The following is a 19,744-nucleotide window of genomic DNA, read 5'->3' as shown; positions in this document are numbered from 1 at the left end:
GGTGCCCGCGCGGCTCCCGCCCGCGCGGCACCGGGCGCCTCGGGGCGCCCGCACACCTTTTTGCCGCCGTCGGTGCTTTCACGCAGGGGCCGGATGCGTCGTGTCCCACACCGGACGGGTGGGGCGGGGTCTCCTGTGGTGGTCATGGAGGGACAGGCGTAGGACGGAGGAGCGGGGGTCGAACCCGCGGCCCTCGCGGCCTCCGGGAGGAACCATGACCCAGCAGTCTGCCGCCGCGACCCCGATGAGCAAGGAGATGCAGGACTGCATCCAGGCCTGCATGTCCTGCCACGGTGTGTGCGAGGAGACCATGAGCGCGTGTCTGCAGAAGGGCGGCCAGGCCCAGATGCAGATCATGCGGGCGCTCATGGACTGCTCGGAGATGACCCGTATGTGCGCCGACATGATGATGCGCCGTTCGCCGCTGGCGGGCGAGATGTGCGCGATGTGCGCGCGGGCCTGCGACCTGTGCGCCGAGGCGTGCATGTCCATGCCGGACGACGACCAGATGATGCGCTGCGCCGAGTCCTGTCGCCGTTGCGCCGAGTCCTGCCGTGCCATGGCGGGCGCCACGATGTGACGGAGGCGACGAACGCCGGGCACGGCCGGGGGCACCCCGCGGGGCGTCCCCGGCCGTGTGCGCGTCAGTTGCCGGAGACGGTGACCTTCTCGTCGTTCCTCAGCTGTTCGACCAGCTTCTTCACCTTCGGCATGTCCCACTGCAGGTTGCCGTTGCCGGTGCTGCCCGCGATCGGCATGTTCATCGACGTGCCCTCGCCGCCGCTGACGCCCTTCATCGCCCAGAACATCCCGGCCAGGTCGAACAGCCCCATGTCCTCGTCGACGACCAGGGCGTCCAGGCCCGCGCCCATGGTCGGGTAGAGCTTGAAGGGGTTCAGGACCGTGCTCGGGGTGGCCACCTGGTTGGCGAGGGCGGAGAGGAACTTCTGCTGGTTCTTCGTGCGGTCCAGGTCGGAGCCGGCCAGCGCGTACCGGGTGCGGACGAAGGCGAGGGCCTCCTCGCCGTTCAGGGTCTGCCTGCCCTTCTTGAGGTCGGCGCCGGACTTGGTGTCCTTGATGTCCTGCGGGATGTCCATCTCCACGCCGCCGACCGCGTCCACGATGCTCGCGAAGCCGGCGAAGCCGATCTCGACGTAGTGGTCGATGTGCAGACCGGTGTTGAACTCCACCGTGCGCACCAGCAGCGTCGGGCCGTCGACGGAGTACGCGGCGTTCAGCTTGTTGGCGCCCATGGCGGGCAGGGTCTTGCCGGTCTCGGAGCCCTTGAACTCCGGGATCGTGACGTTGGAGTCACGGGGGAGGGAGATCAGCGTCGGGCCGTTGTCGCCGGTGTGCAGGATCATCATCGAGTCCGTGCGCTTGCCCTCGGCGGACCCGGTGCGCAGCCGCTTCTTGTCCTCGTCCGACATCCCGGCCCGGCTGTCGGAGCCGACGATGAGGTAGTTGGTGCCCTCGCCCTTCTCCGGCCGGTCGATGACCGTCGAGAGGTCGACGTCGCGGTTGAGCTGGGAATCGGCCCAGAAGTAGGTGCCGACGGTGGTCACGACCAGTGCCGTCGCCACGGTGATCGCCGTCCACTTGATGCGGCGGCGCCAGTCCGGCGCGGGGCGCGGGGGGTGACCGGCGCCGCCGACCGGCCGGCCGCTCCCGCCGCCGGGGGCGCCGTAGACCTGGCCGGTGTTGTACCCGCTGTCGTAGCCCTCGGGGCCGCCGTGGCCGCGGCCGTCCACGTACGACGGCTGGTGCGGGACCCCGCCGTACGCGCCCTGCCCGGCCGGGGCCGCCGAACCGCGGCGGACCTGCCGCATGACGCGGGCGCTCTCGGGCTGTGCGCTCGCGCTTCCGCGTCCGTAGCGGTTGCCGCGGTCGTCGTCGGGCCGTGCCTGGGGCCAATCGCTCATGGGCAACAGTGTGCAGGCCCGAGTCCCGCGCCAGATACGGGTCGTCGGAAATAGGGGCGCCGCTGTTGCGAAGCTGACACAAAATTCCCGGTCGCCGGCTCGGCATAGGGTAGAGGTCATGACAGATCAGGCCCCGGCCGCACAGACGGACGCTCCGGACATCCCGGGCAAGTCCATCGTGGCCTCCCGTACGACCCTCAGCCACATCATGACCCACAACGACACCAACCTCCTGGGCACGGTGCACGGTGGAGTGATCATGAAACTCGTCGACGACGCGGCGGGCGCCGTCGCCGGACGGCACTCCGGAGGACCCGCCGTCACCGCGTCCATGGACGAGATGGCCTTCTTCGAGCCGGTCCGCGTCGGTGATCTGGTCCATGTGAAGGCCCAGGTCAACTGGACCGGCCGGACCTCCATGGAGGTGGGCGTGCGGGTGCTGGCCGAGCGCTGGAACGAGTCCACCCCGCCCACCCACGTCGGCTCGGCCTACCTCGTCTTCACGGCCGTCGACGCGGACGGCAGGCCGCGCCGGGTGCCGCCGGTGGTGGCGGAGACCGAGCAGGACCGGCGCCGCTACCAGGAGGCCCAGATCCGCCGCACCCACCGCCTGGCCCGGCGCCGGGCGATCATGGAACTGCGGGAGAAGCGGGCGGCCGAGGGGTACGAGGACTGAGCGGTCCCCGGGGCCCCGCGGGACGGGAGGGCGCGGGGCGGCGGCGTCAGGAGCAGCGCACCTCGTCGCCCCGCACCACCCCGAACTCGCCCCGGCCCGGGTCCGCCGCCCGGACCTTGCGGACCTTCTCGAAGTCGGCCCCCGCGATCACCTTCAGCGTGGCGCCCTGCCCCTTCACCGCACGCAGCTCGCTGCCCGGCAGGGCCGCCGCCAGGGACTTCGCGGAACGGTCCCAGCGGGGGTCGTAGGCGACCACCGTCCGCCGCACGTCCTGCTCCGCCGCGTTGACCGGGGCGCGGGTGGTGGCGAAACCGGTCGAGGCCAGGGCCGCGTCCACCCGCCGGCCCAGGCCCGTGGTCCGGGTGCCGTTCTCGACCTGGACGCGGATCTGCCGGGGGTCCACCGGCACCAGGAGCGCCTCGTCGCGCGAGCGGTGCGCGGAGAGCGGCCGGTCCCGGCGGAGCGCCTCGAAGATGAGCTCGGCCTTCTCGGCGTCCCACTTCAGCGTGGAGCCGGCGCCCTTCACGGCGTGCCCCCTCCTCTCGACCGGCACCGTGGTGAACTCGGAGGAGGAGGGCGAGAAGTCGCGCATCGCCCGCCCGAGGTCCAGCAGTTCGCCGGTGCCGAAGCCCTTGTCCGCGCGGACCGAGCCGAGCACCGCCCGCGTCACGTCCCGGAACTTCATCGGGTTCAGCAGGATCCCGGAGGAGGTGACCCGGTCCACCAGCGCGGCCATGAAGTGCTGCTGGCGCTTCATCCGGCCGAGGTCGGCGGCGCCGTCGACGTGCCGGGCCCGGACGTACTGCAGGGCCTGTCCGCCCTCCAGGGTGTGCCGGCCGGCCGGCAGGTCGAGGCCGGTGTGACGGTCCTTCAGCGGCGCGTCGGTGCAGACCTCGACGCCGCCGACCACGTCCACGGTCTTCATGAAACTGGTGAAGTCGACCTCCAGGTAGTGGTCGATCTTCACCCGGGTCATCTTCTCCACCGTCCGCACGGTGAGTTGCGGTCCGCCCTCCGCGTAGGCCGCGTTGAGCTTGACGGGGTGCCCTTCGTGCTCCTCGCCGCTCACGTGGTCGCGGTGCGGGGGCGTCTCGGCGTACGAGTCGCGGGGCAGACTGACCACGCTGGCCCGTTCCCGGTCCTCCGAGATGTGCACGATCATGATCGTGTCGGTGCAGTTGCAGGGTGCCCCGCCGAGCCGGTACTTCTTCCGCTCCTCCTGGCCGATCCCGTCGCGGCCGTCGGTGCCGACGAGCAGGATGTTCATGCCGTGGCCGGCTTCCGGGCGGTTCTTCATGTCGCGGAACGGGTCGACCCGGTCGATGTCGGCGTCGAGGCCGCTGAGCACCGCGTGCCCGATCCCGGCGGAGGCGAGCACCACGACCGACAGCGTGGTCACGGCCCGCACGGCCCACCGCGGCTTGCGGCGCGCGGGCGGCACGGGGGCCCGGCGGGGAGGCCGGGACGGACGTCGGGGAGCGGGGCGGGGCCGGGGGGACCGCGGCGGCGTGGGCAAGGGGACACCTCCGGACGACGACCGTGCGCAGGATCGTGAGCACCGTAGGCCGATACGATCTGCGGCCCGGCATATCGCCCCCGGCGCGCGCACCGGTATCCCCCGTTCGCGGTAACGTGAGCCCCCTATGAACGCCAATCCCGACGTGCGGCTCCCCGCCGTTTCCGTGATCATGCCCGTCCTCAACGAGGAGCGGCATCTGCGCGGCGCGGTCCGCGCGATCCTCGCCCAGGAGTACGCCGGCGAGATGGAGGTCGTGATCGCCCTCGGTCCGTCCACGGACCGCACGGACGAGATCGCCGCCGAGCTCGTCGCCGAGGACCCGCGCGTGCACACCGTGCCCAACCCGACCGGTCGCACCCCGGCCGCCCTCAACGCGGCGATCAAGGCCTCGCGCCATCCGGTCGTGGTCCGCGTCGACGGGCACGGGATGCTCTCCCCGAACTACATCGCGACCGCCGTGCGGCTCCTGGAGGAGACCGGCGCGCAGAACGTCGGCGGCATCATGCACGCCGAGGGGGAGACCGACTGGGAGCACGCGGTCGCCGCCGCGATGACGTCGCGGATCGGCGTGGGCAACGCCGCCTTCCACACCGGTGGCGAGGCCGGCCCCGCCGAGACCGTCTACCTCGGTGTCTTCCGGCGCGAGGCGCTGGAGCGGCAGGGCGGTTACAACGTGGAGTTCATCCGCGCCCAGGACTGGGAGCTGAACTTCCGCATCCGCGAGGCGGGCGGGCTGATCTGGTTCTCGCCGGAGCTGAAGGTGTCCTACCGGCCCCGGCCGAGCGTGCGGGCGCTGGCCAAGCAGTACAAGGACTACGGCCGCTGGCGGCACGTCGTGGCCCGCTACCACGCCGGTTCCATCAACCTGCGCTACCTCGCCCCGCCGGCCGCGGTGTGCGCGATCGCGGCCGGGACCGTGGTGGGCGCGGTGCTCACGCCGTGGGGCTTCGTGGTGCCCGGCGGTTACCTCGCGGCGATCGTGCTGGGCTCCATACCGGCCGGCAAGGGGCTGCCGCTGAAGGCGCGGCTGCGGATTCCGGTGGCGCTGGCCACCATGCACATGTCGTGGGGCTGGGGCTTCCTGACCAGCCCGCGCTCGCTGGCGAAGAAGGTCATCGCCTCGCGGCGGCCGGCGGTCGTCAGCGAGGCCTGAGCCGTGGGGCCCCTCCCCGTCGGGAGGGGCCCCACGCGTCACCAGGTGAACGCCGGGTCGACGCGCATGCAGGCCTTGTCGTCCGCCCCGTTGAGGGCGTTGGCCGACTCGGGGGTCTTGTCGTCCTCCTCGGGCGCCCGGTAGGACGTGCCCTCGCGCCAGTCGGCGCCCACCACGAGCGTGACCCCGGAGACCTCGGTGGACCGCTCCACCGCGCTCGCCGGAACGCCGAGCACCTCGGCGACGCGCCGGGCGTCGCCCTCCAGGTCGGCGCTCGGGTAGCGCACCACCGTCCGCTTCTCGCTGAACGATCCGACGATGTCGGCGGACGCGCTCGTGAAGCCCTCGTCCTTCAGCAGCCCGGTGATCGTGCTCGCGCGTCCGGGGGCGGCGGCGAGGGTGTCGGTGCGGGTGCCGTTGCGGACCTGCACCGCGATCTCGGCGTCGTCGGCGGCCGGGTCCGCCGGGGCCGTCTCCCGCTTCTTCTCGGGCTTCTCGTCCCTGCCGTCCAGGGCGATGTCCTCGCGCACCAGCCGGAACAGCTTCTCGGCGTCCTCGGTCGGCTCCACGCGGGCGCCCACGTAGCGGTTGGGCATCGTGGTCATGGTGATGCGTTCCGGCTCCACCTTGCGCAGCTCGGTGCTCAGGTCGTAGAGCTTCTTGACGGTGTCGAGCCCGGGGTCGACGGTGAGCGCCTCGGTGGCCTTCTCGGCCAGCCGGCGCAGCTTGTTGGGGTTGCTGAGGGTGGCGTTCTCGCGCAACTGGCGGACCAGCGAGTTCATGTACATGTGCTGGGCCTTGGCGCGGGCGAGGTCGCTGCCGTCCTCGAAGCCGTACCGGGTGCGCAGCCACTGCAGGGCCTGCTCGCCCTTGACCGGGTGGGTGCCCTCGGGGAGTTTCAGCCCGGAGCCGTGGCCCTTGCTGTCGCGGGAGTGGACGTTGGCGTCCACGCAGACGGGGACGCCGCCGACGGCGTCCGCCATGGACACCACTCCGGCGAAGTCGACCATGACGAAGTGGTCGATGTGGATGCCGGTGAGCTTCTCCCAGGTGGCCACCGTGCAACCGGGGCCGCCGTGACCGAGGCTCTGGTTGGTCATCGTCCGCCCGTTGCTCGCCGGGTACACCGTCCCGTCGTCGGGGTCGGTGCACTTGGGGATCTCCACCAGCGTGTCGCGGGGCATGCTGATCACGGACATGTTGGTCCGGTCGGCGGAGAGGTGCACCAGCATCTGCACGTCCGCCAGCGGGGTCGAGCCGAACGTCTCGCGGGCGCCGCCGAGTTGCTGGTTCTCCTTGCTGTCCCGCGCGTCGGAGCCGATGAGGAGGACGTTCAGCGGGGTCTGCCCGGCGGCGTTCGGCGTCGGCGCGGCGGCCTTGCTCTCGCCCAGGTGCAGCGGGTCCCTCTTGATGTTGTCGTTCAGCTGCCGGTAGTAGAGGTAACCGGCCGTGGCGGAACCGGCTATGAGCAGCGCGAGCACCGCCGCGGACCACTTGAGCAGCCGGCGTCCCCGGCGCGGGCGGCGGTCACCGTCCGCTTCGGGGACGGGAACGTCGCCGCCGTCGGACGGGCCCTCCTGCGGGTCCTGGTCCGATTCCTGCCGGTCTTCAGGGAGAGCCGCCCGTACGGCGTTCTGTGTCACTGCCACGTCCTTCCCACCCGGGCAACCCCTTGTGTCGTCAAACGGGCCCGTCCCGCGCTCTGTTAGACGCACGACGAGCCCGTCAGTTGCCCTCCGAGATCAAACCGGCTTCAACAAGTTTCGGCCGGCTGCACCGACCGGCTCGTCCGGGCGTCAGCTCGCGCACTCGACCTTGTCCGCCGTGGACTTCTCGATGTCGTCCGGTGCCTTGTCCAGCGGCGTGAGGGGGACGCCCGCGCCCTTGAAGTCCTCGCCCAGGATCAGCGTCATCGCGGGCAGACCTTGGAAGTTGGTGACGCTCTCGCCGGGTTTCATGGCCGATCCGGACAGGCCCAGGATGTCGGCGAGGCGCCGTGCCTGGGCGGCCTGGTCGGGGGCGTACTCGAGCGTCGTCTTCTTCAGGTCCTCGTCCGCGTTGCCGGCGTTCTCGGACTTGGTGACGCCCTGCTCGACCTGGAGCCAGCGGAGGGTCTCCTGGGCGCTGCCGGACGGCGCGCCGCCGTTGAGGACCTGCACCCGGACCTCGGAGGCCGGTGCCTTCTCGCCCTTCAGCCGGGCGGCGACGGCGTCCTTCTCCTTCTTCTTCCGCCGCTTGACCTCGGTCAGCGACACGTCGTTCCTGATGGCCTCGAAGAGCCGGGGGGCCTTGGACTCGTCGAGGACGACGGTCGCCTTGATCTTCTCCGCCGGGTTGTCCTTCACCGGCACGGTGGTGAAGGAGATGTTCTTCGGCGGCACCTTCTTCAGTTCCAGGGCGACATCCTTGAGCGTGCTCACCCTGCCGATGCCGGTGTCCACGGTCAGCGCCTTCGTGGCGGCCTCGGCCAGCTTCACCAGTTTGGCGGGGCTGGTGAGGGTGTCGCTGGAGGACATCTTGCGCATCAGCGAGGCCAGGAAGTGCTGCTGCACCTTGATCCGGTCGAGGTCGCCCTGGTTGCCGAAGCTGTGCCGGGTGCGGACGAAGGCCAGGGCCTGTTCGCCCTCGACCGTCGACTCGCCGGCGGGCAGCCGCAGCTTCGACTCCTCGTCGTCCACGGGGTGTTCGAGGCACACCGGGATGCCGTCCACGGCGGTGGTGAGGGTCTTGACCGCGTTGAAGTCGGCCATCATGAAGTGGTCGACCGGGATGCCGGTGGCCTGCTCCACCGTGAGCATGGTGCAGCCCGGGTCCCGGCCGGCCTCCCCGAGGCTCCGGTTGAAGCGGACGCCCTGCAGGCCCGGGACGACCTTCTCGGTGCCGTCCTCCTGCCGGGTCGGGCAGTCGGGGATGTCGACGATCAGGTCGCGCGGGATGCTGAGCGCGGTCGCGTTGCTGCGGTCCTCGGAGACGTGCAGCAGGACGGTGGTGTCGGCGTGCCCGGCGCTGTTCTTGTCGCCGTAGCCCTCGTTGCCCTCGCCGGTGCGCTTGTCGGTGCCGATGACCAGGATGTTGAAGGCCTCGTCCCTGCGGAAGTCGCCCCTGCCCGCGCCACCGACGTCGGTCGTGGTGACGTTGCCCTCGAGGTGCTCCAGGTACAGGCAGCCGCCCGCGCCGGTGGCGAGCACCACGAACGCCATGGTGCCGCCGGTCCACAGCAGGGCCCGCTTCGCCTTCGGCTTCCGCTGCGCCGGCCGCCGCCCGCGCCGTCCGTCGTCGGGGGCGCCCCGGCGCCCGCGCGGCGGTGGCACCGCACGGCCGGGTATCCGGGTACGGGCGCCCGCGGCGCCGTCCGTGCCGGGCGGTGCGGACCTGCGGGGGCCGGGGACGGCCGAGCGGGGTGCGGAAGGGCCCGACCGCAGCTCGTACTCGCCGGTTTCCGGGTTGAGCACCCACTGGTCTGCGGGATCCATGCCCTCCGATCGCCCACGGCCTGGTGCGTCCACGGTCGCTCGAATCCTCCGTCGGGGCCATGCGGCACTGCCCCCGTTGGAGGGTGCCCGCGGGTACGGGCGCCACCGTGCGCGACACCGGGGGAGGCCCGCGCGGCCGGGGCACTTCGACGCTCACATTATCCGTCCCGTCGCCGACGGGACGGTGTCAGTGGGGAATTCCCCCTCCACGGGCCGGACGGCACCCGCCGTTCGACCCGCCGGCGCCGAGGGGACGCGGCCCCGCCGTCCCGACGGCGGCGGGGCCCGGCACGTCCCCGCACCGGTCCGTTCCGCGTTCGTGGGACGCGGCACGGACCCGCCGGGTCACTGGGCGCACTCGACCTTGTCCGCCGTGGACTTCTCGATGTCGTCCGGTGCCTTGTCCAGCGGCGTGAGGGGGATGCCCGCGCCCTTGAAGTCCTCGCCCAGGATCAGCGTCATCGCGGGCAGGCCCTGGGCGTTGGTGACGCTCTCGCCGGGTTTCATGGCCGATCCGGACAGGCCCAGGATGTCGGCGAGGCGCCGTGCCTGGGCGGCCTGGTCGGGGGCGTACTCGAGCGTCGTCTTCTTCAGCTCCTCGTCCGCGTTGCCGGCGTTCTCGGACTTGGTGACGCCTTCCTCGACCTGGAGCCAGTTGATCATCCGCTGGGCGCTGCCCGACGGCGCGCCGCCGTTGAGGACCTGCACCCGGACCTCGGAGGCCGGTGCCTTCTCGCCCTTCAGCCGGGCGGCGACGGCGTCCTTCTCCTTCTTCTTCTGCTGCTTGACCTCGGTGAACGACACGTCGTTCCTGATGGCCTCGAAGACCTGGGGGGCCTTGGACTCCTCGAGGACGACGGTCGCCTTCACCTTCTCCGCCGGGTTGTCCTTCACCGGCACGGTGGTGAAGGTGAGGTTCTTGACGTTGAGCTTGCCCAGCTCCAGGCCGAGGTCCTTGAGCTTGTTGATGCTGTCCAGCTGGGAGTCGACGGTGAGCGCCTCGGTGCCGGCCTCGGCCAGCTTCACCAGTTTGGTGGGGCTGGTGAGGGTGTCGTTCGACTTCAGCTTGCGCATCAGCGCGCTCAGGAACTGCTGCTGCAGCCCGATCCGGCTCAGGTCGCCGCCCGAGCCGACCGAGTACCGGGTGCGCACGAACGCCAGGGCCTCCTCGCCCTCGATGGTGTGCGTGCCCTTGGTCAGATTCAGGTGCGACTTCGGGTCGTCGATGTCCTTGGCCAGGCAGACGTCGACCCCGCCGACCGCCGTGGACAGGGTCTTGACCGCGTTGAAGTCGGCCACCATGAAGTTGTCCGGCGTGATGCCCGTCAGCTCGGTCACGGTCCGCATGGTGCAGCTCGGCGTGCGGTCGTTCTGGCCGAGGCTCTCGTTGAAGCGGGCACCGGTGGTCCCCGGGATGATCTTCTCGGTGCCGTCCTCCTGCTGGGTCGGGCAGTCGGGGATGTCGACGATCAGGTCGCGCGGGATGCTGAGCGCGGTCGCGTTGCTGCGGTCCTTGGAGACGTGCAGCAGGATGGTGGTGTCGGCGTGCCCGGCGCTGTCCTTGTCGCCGTAGCTGCCGTTGCCCTCGCCGGTGCGCTTGTCGGTGCCGATGATCAGGATGTTGATGGCTTTGTCCTTGCTGAAGCCACCGGTGCTCGCGCCGTCGTCGGAGACGGACGTGATGTTGTCGTTCAGGTGCTTCAGGTACAGGTAGCCGCCCGCGCCGGTGGCGAGCACCACGAACGCCATGGTGCCGCCGGTCCACAGCAGGACCTTCTTCGCCTTCGACTTCTTCTTCACCGGCCGGCGCCCGCGCCGCCCCGGCGGCGGCTCCTCCGGCGTGCCCCGGCGCCTGCGCGGCGGCGGCACCTCGCGGTCCGGTGTTCCACGACTGGGCGTCTCGCGGCCGGGACGTTCCGGCGTGCGCCCCGGAGCCGCCGTACGGCCGCGTGCCGCGTCCGCACCGGAGGAACGGGACCTGCGAGGACCGGGCATCGGTGACTGCGGTGCGGAAGGAGCCAGTCGCAGTTCGTAATCACCGGTGTCCGGGTTGAGCACCCACTGGTCTGCGGGGTCGATGTTCTCCGCCCGCCCACGGCTTTGCGCGTCCACGGTCGCCTGAATCCTCCGTCGGGGCCACGCGGCGCCTCTCCCCTCCCAAGGCGCACGGGTCTCAGTCACACAGTGCGCGGCCTCAGGACGGTTCCCGAGAGAACGGACGCACCGGATCGGCTCACACTAACGGCATGGATCGACTTAGGGCGACGTCGGTGAGATATTCCACGTCCCTACAACTGGGCAATTCACCCATTTCTGTGGACTGGAGTTCTCCGGGCCGGAGTTGTCTCGCGATCGGCCTTACCCGCAGGTGTCCTCGGCGGCCGTGTTGCCGGAGAACGTCGGCGTCGGAGAGGTGTCGCCGGAGGGTTCCGAGCCGTCCTTTTCCGTGGTCTTTCCGTTACTGTCCGTACCCTCTCCGTCCGCTTTCGCATGCGGTGTGCCGCCCCCGCTTTCCGTGGCGGAACCCCTTTCACCGCTTTGTGCGACCGTCACCGGGGCGTCCCTGCGCAGCCGGTCGAACAGTTTCTCCGCCGCGGGCTCCGCGAGTTGGTCGCGATTGGCGTCGCGGACATACGGCTCCCGGGGAACGGTCAGGAATTGCACACGTTCTGTGGGAATGTTCCGCAGCCCGCGGACGAGTTCGTACAAACCGCGCAAGTTCGCCAGTTCCGGATCGGTCGTGAGGGACGAAGTGGCCGCGTCCAGAAGGGGATACAGCTTCACCGGATTCAGCAGGACGCCATTGCTGCGCACCTTGCTGACGAGTGCCCCCAGGAAGCGTTGCTGACGCTCCATCCGCTCGGTGTCGCTGCCGTCGCCGAGGGACTTCCGGGCCCGGACGTAACCGAGGGCCTGCTCCCCGTCCAGGGTCACCCGGCCCGCGGGCAGCCTGAGCCCGGCCGCCTCGTCGTCGACGGGCTCGCGCAGGCACACCTCGACGCCGTCGACCGCGTCGACCATCTTGGTGAAGCCGTGGAAGTCGACGACGACGTGGTGGTCGACGCGGATGTCCGTGAGCTTCTCGACGGTGCGGATGGCGCAGGCCGAACCGCCGCGCTCGAAGGCGGTGTTGAACGCCGCGAACTCCGGCTCGGTGCGGCTGCCGTCCCGGTGCAGGCAGCCGGGCACGTCCACCATCAGGTCCCGGGGCACGGACACCGCGGTGGCGCTGCGCCGGCCCGCCGGCAGGTGCAGCAGGATCACGGTGTCGGACCGCTCGGTCCCCACGTCCCGTCCGTAGCGGCGGTTCTCCGCCCCGGAGCGCGAGTCCGAGCCGATCAGCAGGATGTTCAGGGCGTCCTTCACCAGCGCGGTGGGCCGCTCCTCCTCGAACCGCGCGAGCTCGGCGGCGGCCGCCTCGTCCGGGGTGATGTTCCCGTCCAGCTTCAGGTACACCACCCACCCGACCCCGGCGGCCACGACGAGCGCGGCGGTGACCGTGAGCCCGGTGCCGAGGGCCCAGCGCCGCCGCCGGCGCCGGGCCCGCCCCGGTCCGCTCGCCGAGGCGCCCGTCCCCGGGCCGAGGGCGCGCCGGCCCCCCGGCTGCCCGGAGGGCGCGCCTGCGGTGTCGCTCATGACCGGGTCCACCCCTCACTGCGTACGGGGCCGCTCACTGCGTACGGGGCCGCGACGGCGTACGGCGTGTGGCGCGCGGTGCGCGCGGCGCATGGCGTGCGCCGCTGCTACGACGATGGCCCGGGAGGGCGGTGCGGGGCAGGCGGTGCTGCGCCGGACGGGGGACGCGGCGGGGCGGGCGGGTGGCGCCGGGAGGCGTCCGGTCCGGGCGGGGCGGGGCCGGCCGCCGGGGGAGGGCGGTCCGGGGCGTGCCGCTACCGGGCGATGACCGTGACCCGTTCGCTCTCCACCCGCTGGTCCAGGGCGTCGCTTCCGAGGCGGTCCAGGTTCCGGCACAGCACCACGGAGCCGCCGGTCGCCAGCGGCCCGTACAGGCCCGCGTTGAGGCCCTCCCAGGTGTCGTACGGCAGCCCCGACAGCAGGCGCGAACCCGGCCCGGTCAGGCCGAGTTCCGTCGCCTCCGCCCGGGCCCGCTCGACCACCTCCGCCCCGGTGAACTCCCGCCCCGCCACGATCAGCGCCGGCTCCTCGGGGTCGACCGGCGCGTACGGCACGAACCGGTCGCTCTGCCCCGGCACCTCGACGGCGTAGTCGGCGAAGCCCTCCGGAGGCTGCGGGAAGCGTCCGCCGAGCGGCCTGAGCGCCAGCGCGATCCGCGCCCCCGAGCACGCCCGCGCCGCCTCGAGCGCGTCCGGGCCGCTCACCGCGACATCGGCCGCCGCCGGATCCCCGGCCACGTCCGCGACCACGCCCACCGACGCGCACGCCAGCAGCCAGACCGCCGTCTGCCAGTGCGCGGGCAGCAGCAGCGCCACCCGGTCGCCCGGTTCGACGGACAGCTCGTCCTGGAGCAGGTTCGCGGTCTTGGCCACCCAATTGGCGAAGGTGGCCACGGACAATTCGACGCGTTCGCCCGTGGCGTCGTCGTAGAAGGTCACCAGGGGGCGTCCCGGGTCCGCGGCGAGTGCGGAACTCAGCAGGTCGGCGGGGGTGCGATCGGTGGCGTTCACCCGCGCAAGGGTACGCGGCCCCGCCGCCGCGCACCGAGCGCCCGGAGCACCGGTTCGGGGGAACGCGCCCCCGATGCCCCGTCACTTCCGCGATGGACAGATTTGTCTGACCATGTCCAAGATCAGGGGCATGCGTGGAATTCTTGCTCCCTCGATCGGTGCCACCTGCGCCGCCGCTCTCGCCCTCTCCCTCGCCCCGCCCGCCACCGCGGCGGCGGCGAGACCGGCGCCGACGGCAGAAGCGGCCACGCGCGCAGCGGTGGCGGCCGAACCCGACGTCCCCGGCAGCACCCAGTCGCTGCCCCTTCGATCCCTCACCCGTGAGCGCGCCTCCGGCGCCGTCCTCGGACTCACCCCCCGGGCCGTACGGAACTTCTCCCTCCTCGGCGTCGTCTGGGACGACCCCGCCGCCGAACTCCACGGCCGCGTCCAGGTCCGCGCCCGGTCGGCCGACACCGGAACCTGGTCCGGCTGGCAGGACGTCGAGACGCACAACGCCGACCACGCGGCCGATCCGGGCACCGCGGAGGACACCTCGGGCCGGGTCCGGGGCGCCACGGCGCCGCTGTGGGTCGGGCCGTCGGACGCCGTGGAGGTCCAGGTCGTGGCGGAGTCCTCGCAGGAGGCGGGGGACGGCGCCGCCGGTGCGCGGGCCGGGGGCGGTGACGACGGCTCCCTGCCGTCCGGGCTGCGGCTCGAGCTCATCGACCCGGGCACGGCCGACGGCGCCGCGGACGGGACCCGCACCGGCGCCATGAGCGCCGAGGCCACCGCCGTCTCCGCCGCCAACGACGGCCTCGCGCCGCTCGGCGCCACCGAGATCCCGGCGCTGACCCGTGAGCAGACCCAGCGGGAACTCCTCACCCCGGGCGGGACCGGGGCGACCGGGCGGGCCGGAGCCGCCGACCCGGCCGAGCAGCAGGCCCAGGCGTACATCGGTGCGCGGCCCGCCATCGTCACGCGGCACGGCTGGGGCGCGGACGAGAGCCTGCGGGAGAAGACGTTCAAGTACACCGGGAAGGTCAAGGCGGCCTTCGTGCACCACACCGCCACCGGCAACAACTACACCTGCGAACAAGCGCCTTCGGTCATCCGCGGTATCTACCGCTACCACGTCGGAAGCATGGGGTGGCGGGACATCGGCTACAACTTCCTCGTCGACAAGTGCGGGAAGATCTACGAGGGCCGGGCCGGGGGAGTGGCGGAGTCCGTCCTGGGCGCCCACACCCTCGGGTTCAACAGCAACACCACGGGCGTCGCGGTCATCGGCTCCTACAGCTCCAAGAAGCCGTCGGCCGCCGCGGTGGAGGGCGTCGCCCGGCTCACCGCCTGGAAGCTCGGGCTGCACGGCATGAATCCGAAGGGGAAGACATACCTGACGTCCGGCGGTGGCAACCTCTACCAAAAAGGTATGAAGGTACGACTGAACGTGATCTCCGGTCACCGGGACGGGTTCAACACCGCGTGCCCAGGGGGGGAGCTCTACAGCAAGCTCGGCTCCGCCCGCACCACGGCGGCCGGTTACCAGGGCCGCTGAGGCGCCCCGCCGTCCCTTCCTGCCGGAGACACGGCCGTCGCATGCGCTGTGGAACGGTCTGCATACACTGGCCGGCCGAAAGACAGTTCGGCCGGTCCCGGCAGGAAGCAGAGACGACAGGTGACAGAAGCGATCCTCCTGGTCGGCGGCAAGGGCACGCGGCTGCGTCCGCTCACGGTGCACACGCCCAAGCCCATGGTCCCGGCGGCCGGAGTGCCCTTCCTGACGCACCAGCTGGCGAGAGCGAGAGCGGCGGGCGTCGAGCACATCGTCCTGGCCACGTCCTACCTGGCCGAGGTCTTCGAACCGTACTTCGGCGACGGCTCGTCGCTGGGGCTGCACATCGAGTACGTGACGGAGGAGGAGCCGCTCGGCACGGGCGGCGCGATCCGCAACGTCGCCTCCCGGCTGCACTCGGGACCGGACGAGCCGGTGCTGGTCTTCAACGGCGACATCCTGACGGGGCTGGACATCCGGGCGCTGGTGCGGACGCACGAGGCGACGGGGGCGGACGTCTCGCTGCACCTGACGAAGGTGACGGACCCGCGGGCGTACGGACTGGTCCCGACGGACGGGACGGGGCGGGTGCTGGCGTTCCTGGAGAAGCCGCAGACCCCGGAGGAGATCGTCACCGACCAGATCAACGCGGGGGCGTACGTCTTCCGCCGCTCGGTGATCGACACGATCCCGGCGGGCCGGCCGGTGTCGGTGGAGCGCGAGACGTTCCCGGAACTGCTCTCGGCCGGGGCCCACCTCCAGGGCATGGTCGACTCCACGTACTGGCTGGACCTGGGCACTCCGGCGGCGTTCGTGCGGGGCTCGGCGGACCTGGTGCTCGGACGCGCCCCGTCCCCGGCGGTGCCCGGCCGCTGCGGTGACCGGCTGGTCCTGCCGACGGCGACCGTGGCGCCCGACGCGAAGCTCGCGGGCGGGACGGTGGTGGGCGAGGGCGCGTTCGTGGCGGAGGGCGCGCGCGTCTTCGGCAGCACGATCCTGCCGGGCGCGGTCATCGAGCCCGGCGCGGTCGTCACCGACTCGCTCATCGGGACGCGGGCGCGGGTGGGCGAGCGGTCGGTCTCACCGGGACGGTGATAGGGGACGGCGCGGTCATCGGCGCCCGCAACGAGCTCCGGGAGGGCGTCCGGGTGTGGTGCGACGCGAGGATCCCGGAGGGGGCGGTGCGGTTCTCCCCGGACCAGTAGGGGCACGGGCGGGGCGCGGACCGTTCGAGCGCGAGCCGCGTGCCGCCCGGGGCGACGGGGCTCCCCTGCCCGGACGAAGCCGCGGACCCGGACGAAGCCGAAGGCCCGGGGGAGGGCTGGCACGCCGGCGACCCGTCGCCAGACCCGCGCCCGCGCCGGTCACCGGGCGACGCCGGGTCACGCGACCCGTCCGGCCGGCCCGCCCCGCCTCAGAGCCGCCCGATGTCCCCGTACGGCATCCGCGGCGCCCGCCGCTCCGGCACCTTCCCGCTCAGCAGGATCAGCCGCGCGGCGCGGTGCCGCTGCCCCGCGTACGGCTCCAGCAGCTCCAGCATCACGGAGTCGTCCGCGTACCGGTCCCCGGCGAGGGCCCAGCCCACGATCCCCGGCAGGTGGAGGTCCCCCACGGTGACCGCGTCCGGCGCCCCGTGGGTGCGCTGCGCGGTCTCCGCCGACGTCCACGGCCCGATCCCCGGCACCAGTTCCCACCGCGCCCGCGCCTCCGCCGGAGGCATCCCCGCCGCCTCCTCCAGCCGCGCGGCGACGCGGACCGCCCGCAGGACCGTCGACGCCCGCTTGTCGTCCACCCCGGCGCGGTGCCACTCCCAGGACGGGATCAGCGCCCAGGTCCTCGGCGCCGGCATCACCGACATCCGCTCGGGCGCGGGCCCGGGCGCCGGTTCCCCGTACTTCCGCACCAGCAGCCGCCACGCCCGGTACGCCTCACCGGTCGTGACCTTCTGCTCCAGGATCGAGGGGATCAGCGACTCCAGCACCAGTCCGGTCCGCGCCAGCCGCAGTCCCGGACGCCGGTGCCGGGTGAGCGCCAGCAGTCTGTGCCGGGGCACGAAGGCCGACGGGTCGTCGGCCGCCCCGAGCAGTTCCGGCAGGCGGTCCAGGAGCCAGTCGGCGCCCGGGCCCCACGCCTGCCCCCGCACCTCACCGGCCCGCTGCGTCACCCGCAGGGTCCCGGGGCCGGCCGGCGTCAGGCTGGCCCGCCACACCGAACCGTCCGGCAGGGCGCGGAACGTCGGGTCCCCGGGCCCGCGCCGGAGCGGTCCGAGCACCAGGCCGAGGTCCAGCGGCCCGTCCGGCACCCAGGTCCGCACCCGTTCGGGATGCGGGGCCCGCCGGGGCGCCCCCACGGGGACGACGACGTGCCCGTCGCGCGCGGGGGCGGGGGCCCCTGCCCCGCCCTGGGGGCTGCGGGGGAGCGCGGGCCGGGGGGCGAAACGTCCTGCCACGAGGGATCCCGGAGGGCTGAGGGGGAAACGGAGGGTGCCGGTGGGCTCCTAAGAGGATAGGCGCCCGTGGCTCCGGCTCACCGCACCTCGATGAAGGCGCCCGCGTCCCGCTCCGGCCGCGGGCGGGGGTCCTCGGCCGGGTGGCCGACCGCCACCGCGCCCATCGGGTCCCAGGCCGCGGGCAGGTCCAGGACCTCGCGGACCACGTCCCGGCAGAACATCGTCGACGACACCCAGGCCGAGCCCAGCCGCTCCCCGGCCAGGGCGACCAGGAAGTTCTGGACGCCGGCGCCCGCGGCGACCACGAACATCTCCCGCTCGGCCCCGTCCCGCCGCGCGTCCCCGTAGGTGTGCGCGCCGTCCATGACCAGGCAGGGCACGACCAGGTAGGGGGCGTTGCGCAGGACGTCGCCGCGGCGGATCCGCCGGGCGATGGACTCCTCCGTCCTGCCGTCCCGGCGCAGGTCCGCGATCCAGGCCTCGCGCATGGCGTCCAGGAGGCGGACCCGGGACCCGGGGGACTCCAGCAGGACGAACCGCCAGGGCGTGGTGTGGTGCGGCGCCGGGGCCGTCACCGCCGCGGCCACCGCGCGGCGCACCGCTGCCGGGTCGACCGGCTCGTCGGTGAAGGCCCGCACCGTGCGCCGCTGGGTCACCGCCCGGCGCACGGCTTCGGACGTGCCGAGGCGGAACATGTCGTCGCGCGCGCCGCGGACCATGGCGCGCGCGCCCTCGCCGTCGTCCCGGACCACCAGGTGCGGCAGCCCCCGGACGACGGCCACGGGGAGCCCGGCCGCCTTGCCCTTGACGAGGTCGCCCGCCGCGGCCAGTTCGTCGGCCGTGGCGACGACCGTGGCGCCGAGCGGATTGCCGTGCGCGTCCGTGCCGCCGCGCAGGTCGTCCAGCACGCGGACGCCCGCCGCGCCGATCGCGACGTCCGTCAGCCCGGCGCGCCAGGGGCGGCCGAAGGTGTCGGTGACGATCACCCCGACCGTGACGCCGAGGGCGTCGCGCAGGCCTTCGCGCAGCGCCCGCGCGGACGCGTCCGGGTCCTCGGGCAGCAGCAGGACCGTGCCGGAGGGGGTGTTGGAGGCGTCGACCCCGGCCGCGGCCATGACCAGGCCCTGCCGGTTCTCGACGATGCGCAGGGGGCCGCGCCGGGCCACCACGCGCACCGTCTCCGCGTCGATCGCGGCCTCCCGGTCGGCCGCCTCGACGATCCGGCCCTCGGCCTTGGAGACGATCTTCGAGGTGACCAGCAGGACGTCGCCGTCGGCCAGTTCCGGTTCGGCGGCCGCGATCAGCTTGACCAGGTCGTCGCCGGGCCGGATCTCGGGCAGGCCGGCCACGGCCCACACCCGGTAGCCGTCGGACGCCGTGCGCACGCCGCTCAAACCGCCCGCACCTCCTCCGCCAGCGCCAGCGCCTCCCGTGCCATCCGCGCGGTCGCGTCGACGTCGGTCATCATCAGCGGTACGGCCCTGCAGCGGATCCCGGCCGCCTCGACGCGCTCCACACAGGCCGCGTCGACCGTGTCGACCAGCCAGCCGTCCAGCAGACCGGAGCCGTAGTGCTCGGCCACCGCCGGGGCGGTGGACTCCACGCCCACCGCCGCGAGCACCTTGTCGGCCATGCCGCGCACGGGCGCGTCCCCGACGATCGGCGACAGCCCGATCACCGGCACGCCCGCGTCGGCGATCGCCTCCCGGACGCCGGGGACGGCGAGGATCGTGCCGACGGACACGACGGGGTTGGACGGCGGGAAGAGGATCACGTCGGCCTCGGCGATCGCCTCCAGGACGCCCGGGGCCGGCTTCGCCTGTTCCGCGCCGACCGGCACGACCGCCTCGGCCGGCACCGAGGCCCGCAGCCGCACCCAGTACTCCTGGAAGTGGATCGCCCTGCGCTCGCCGTCCAGTTCGACGGCGACGTGCGTCTCCACGCGGTCGTCGGTCATCGGGATCAGGCGGACGCCCGGCTTCCAGCGGTCGCACAGCGCCTCGGTCACGGCGCTCAGCGGGTAACCGGCGCCGAGCATCTGCGTCCGCACGATGTGCGTGGCGAAGTCCCGGTCACCGAGCCCGAACCACTCCGGGCCGACGCCGTACGCCGCGAGTTCCTCCTTGAGGTGGAAGGTCTCCTCGGCCCGCCCCCAGCCCTGCTCCTCGTCGATGCCACCGCCGAGCGTGTACATCACCGTGTCGAGGTCCGGGCAGACCTTCAGCCCGAAGAGGTGGATGTCGTCCCCGGTGTTGCCGATGACCGTGATGTCCGCGTCCGGCACGGCCCGCTTCAGACCGCGCAGGAAACGGGCACCGCCGATGCCGCCTGCCAGAACCACAATGCGCATGGAAACAGTGTGTCAGCCGCCG

General features: G+C 72.7%; 14 protein-coding genes and 1 pseudogene. 5 read left to right on the top strand and 10 right to left on the bottom strand.

Going from position 1 to position 19,744, the window contains the following annotated elements:
* Positions 1–214 precede the first annotated feature (214 nt).
* Positions 215–580 carry a four-helix bundle copper-binding protein gene (locus CP969_RS16390; protein WP_004987199.1) on the top strand — a complete coding sequence of 122 codons (366 nt, stop codon included), beginning with the start codon at positions 215–217 and terminating at the stop codon, positions 578–580.
* 64 nt (positions 581–644) lie between these two features.
* Here CP969_RS16390 and CP969_RS16385 read toward each other — a convergent pair whose 3' ends face one another.
* The gene (locus tag CP969_RS16385; RefSeq protein WP_223887080.1) at positions 645–1,922 is read right to left on the bottom strand and encodes an LCP family protein; all 1,278 of its coding nucleotides are present in this window, start codon (positions 1,920–1,922) and stop codon (positions 645–647) included.
* A gap of 118 nt (positions 1,923–2,040) precedes the next feature.
* On the opposite strand from CP969_RS16385, the gene CP969_RS16380 reads away from it, so the two are divergent.
* Entirely contained in the window at positions 2,041–2,598 is a 558-nt protein-coding gene (locus tag CP969_RS16380) for an acyl-CoA thioesterase (RefSeq protein WP_016825958.1), read from the top strand.
* Positions 2,599–2,644: 46 nt separating this feature from the next.
* On the opposite strand, the gene CP969_RS16375 is transcribed toward CP969_RS16380, so the two are convergent.
* Positions 2,645–4,114, bottom strand: a complete 1,470-nt coding sequence (locus CP969_RS16375) for an LCP family protein (RefSeq protein ID WP_167540238.1) — start codon at positions 4,112–4,114, stop codon at positions 2,645–2,647.
* A gap of 127 nt (positions 4,115–4,241) precedes the next feature.
* On the opposite strand from CP969_RS16375, the gene CP969_RS16370 reads away from it, so the two are divergent.
* Positions 4,242–5,270 (top strand): glycosyltransferase family 2 protein, encoded by a 1,029-nt coding sequence (locus CP969_RS16370; protein ID WP_016825960.1) that lies wholly within the window; start codon positions 4,242–4,244, stop codon positions 5,268–5,270.
* A gap of 38 nt (positions 5,271–5,308) precedes the next feature.
* Here the strand turns inward: CP969_RS16370 and CP969_RS16365 are convergent, their stop codons facing one another.
* The 5 genes from CP969_RS16365 to CP969_RS16345 form a co-directional block, all read right to left on the bottom strand.
* Positions 5,309–6,913, bottom strand: coding sequence for an LCP family protein (locus CP969_RS16365; protein WP_016825961.1), 1,605 nt, complete (start codon positions 6,911–6,913; stop codon positions 5,309–5,311).
* A gap of 153 nt (positions 6,914–7,066) precedes the next feature.
* Positions 7,067–8,776, bottom strand: coding sequence for an LCP family protein (locus CP969_RS16360; protein ID WP_026085126.1), 1,710 nt, complete (start codon positions 8,774–8,776; stop codon positions 7,067–7,069).
* A gap of 312 nt (positions 8,777–9,088) precedes the next feature.
* Entirely contained in the window at positions 9,089–10,855 is a 1,767-nt protein-coding gene (locus tag CP969_RS16355) for an LCP family protein (RefSeq protein WP_026085127.1), read from the bottom strand.
* A 246-nt stretch (positions 10,856–11,101) separates the two neighbouring features.
* Entirely contained in the window at positions 11,102–12,379 is a 1,278-nt protein-coding gene (locus CP969_RS16350; RefSeq protein ID WP_150474939.1) for an LCP family protein, read from the bottom strand.
* A 254-nt stretch (positions 12,380–12,633) separates the two neighbouring features.
* A complete protein-coding gene (locus CP969_RS16345; protein WP_004987221.1) occupies positions 12,634–13,389 on the bottom strand; it encodes a TIGR03089 family protein in 756 nt (251 codons plus the stop codon).
* A gap of 130 nt (positions 13,390–13,519) precedes the next feature.
* On the opposite strand from CP969_RS16345, the gene CP969_RS16340 reads away from it, so the two are divergent.
* Both CP969_RS16340 and CP969_RS16335 read left to right on the top strand, forming a co-directional pair.
* Positions 13,520–14,926 (top strand): peptidoglycan recognition protein family protein, encoded by a 1,407-nt coding sequence (locus CP969_RS16340; RefSeq protein WP_004987228.1) that lies wholly within the window; start codon positions 13,520–13,522, stop codon positions 14,924–14,926.
* 120 nt (positions 14,927–15,046) lie between these two features.
* Positions 15,047–16,128 (top strand): annotated as a pseudogene (locus CP969_RS16335) (sugar phosphate nucleotidyltransferase).
* 209 nt (positions 16,129–16,337) lie between these two features.
* Here the strand turns inward: CP969_RS16335 and CP969_RS16330 are convergent.
* The 3 genes from CP969_RS16330 to cofD form a co-directional block, all read right to left on the bottom strand.
* Positions 16,338–17,372: a DNA-3-methyladenine glycosylase family protein gene (locus CP969_RS16330; protein ID WP_026085128.1), complete on the bottom strand. Its 1,035-nt coding sequence runs from the start codon at positions 17,370–17,372 to the stop codon at positions 16,338–16,340.
* Positions 17,373–17,449: 77 nt separating this feature from the next.
* Positions 17,450–18,766: a coenzyme F420-0:L-glutamate ligase gene (locus CP969_RS16325; protein ID WP_026085129.1), complete on the bottom strand. Its 1,317-nt coding sequence runs from the start codon at positions 18,764–18,766 to the stop codon at positions 17,450–17,452.
* The gene (cofD, locus tag CP969_RS16320; protein ID WP_016825968.1) at positions 18,763–19,722 is read right to left on the bottom strand and encodes a 2-phospho-L-lactate transferase; all 960 of its coding nucleotides are present in this window, start codon (positions 19,720–19,722) and stop codon (positions 18,763–18,765) included. Before cofD ends, CP969_RS16325 begins: the two co-directional genes overlap by 4 nt.
* Between the last annotated feature and the right edge of the window lie 22 nt (positions 19,723–19,744).

Source organism: Streptomyces viridosporus T7A (assembly GCF_008704515.1).
GTDB lineage: Bacteria > Actinomycetota > Actinomycetes > Streptomycetales > Streptomycetaceae > Streptomyces > Streptomyces viridosporus.
Note: the sequence above shows the minus strand (reverse complement) of the source record. Positions and strands in the feature narration are given on the sequence as shown.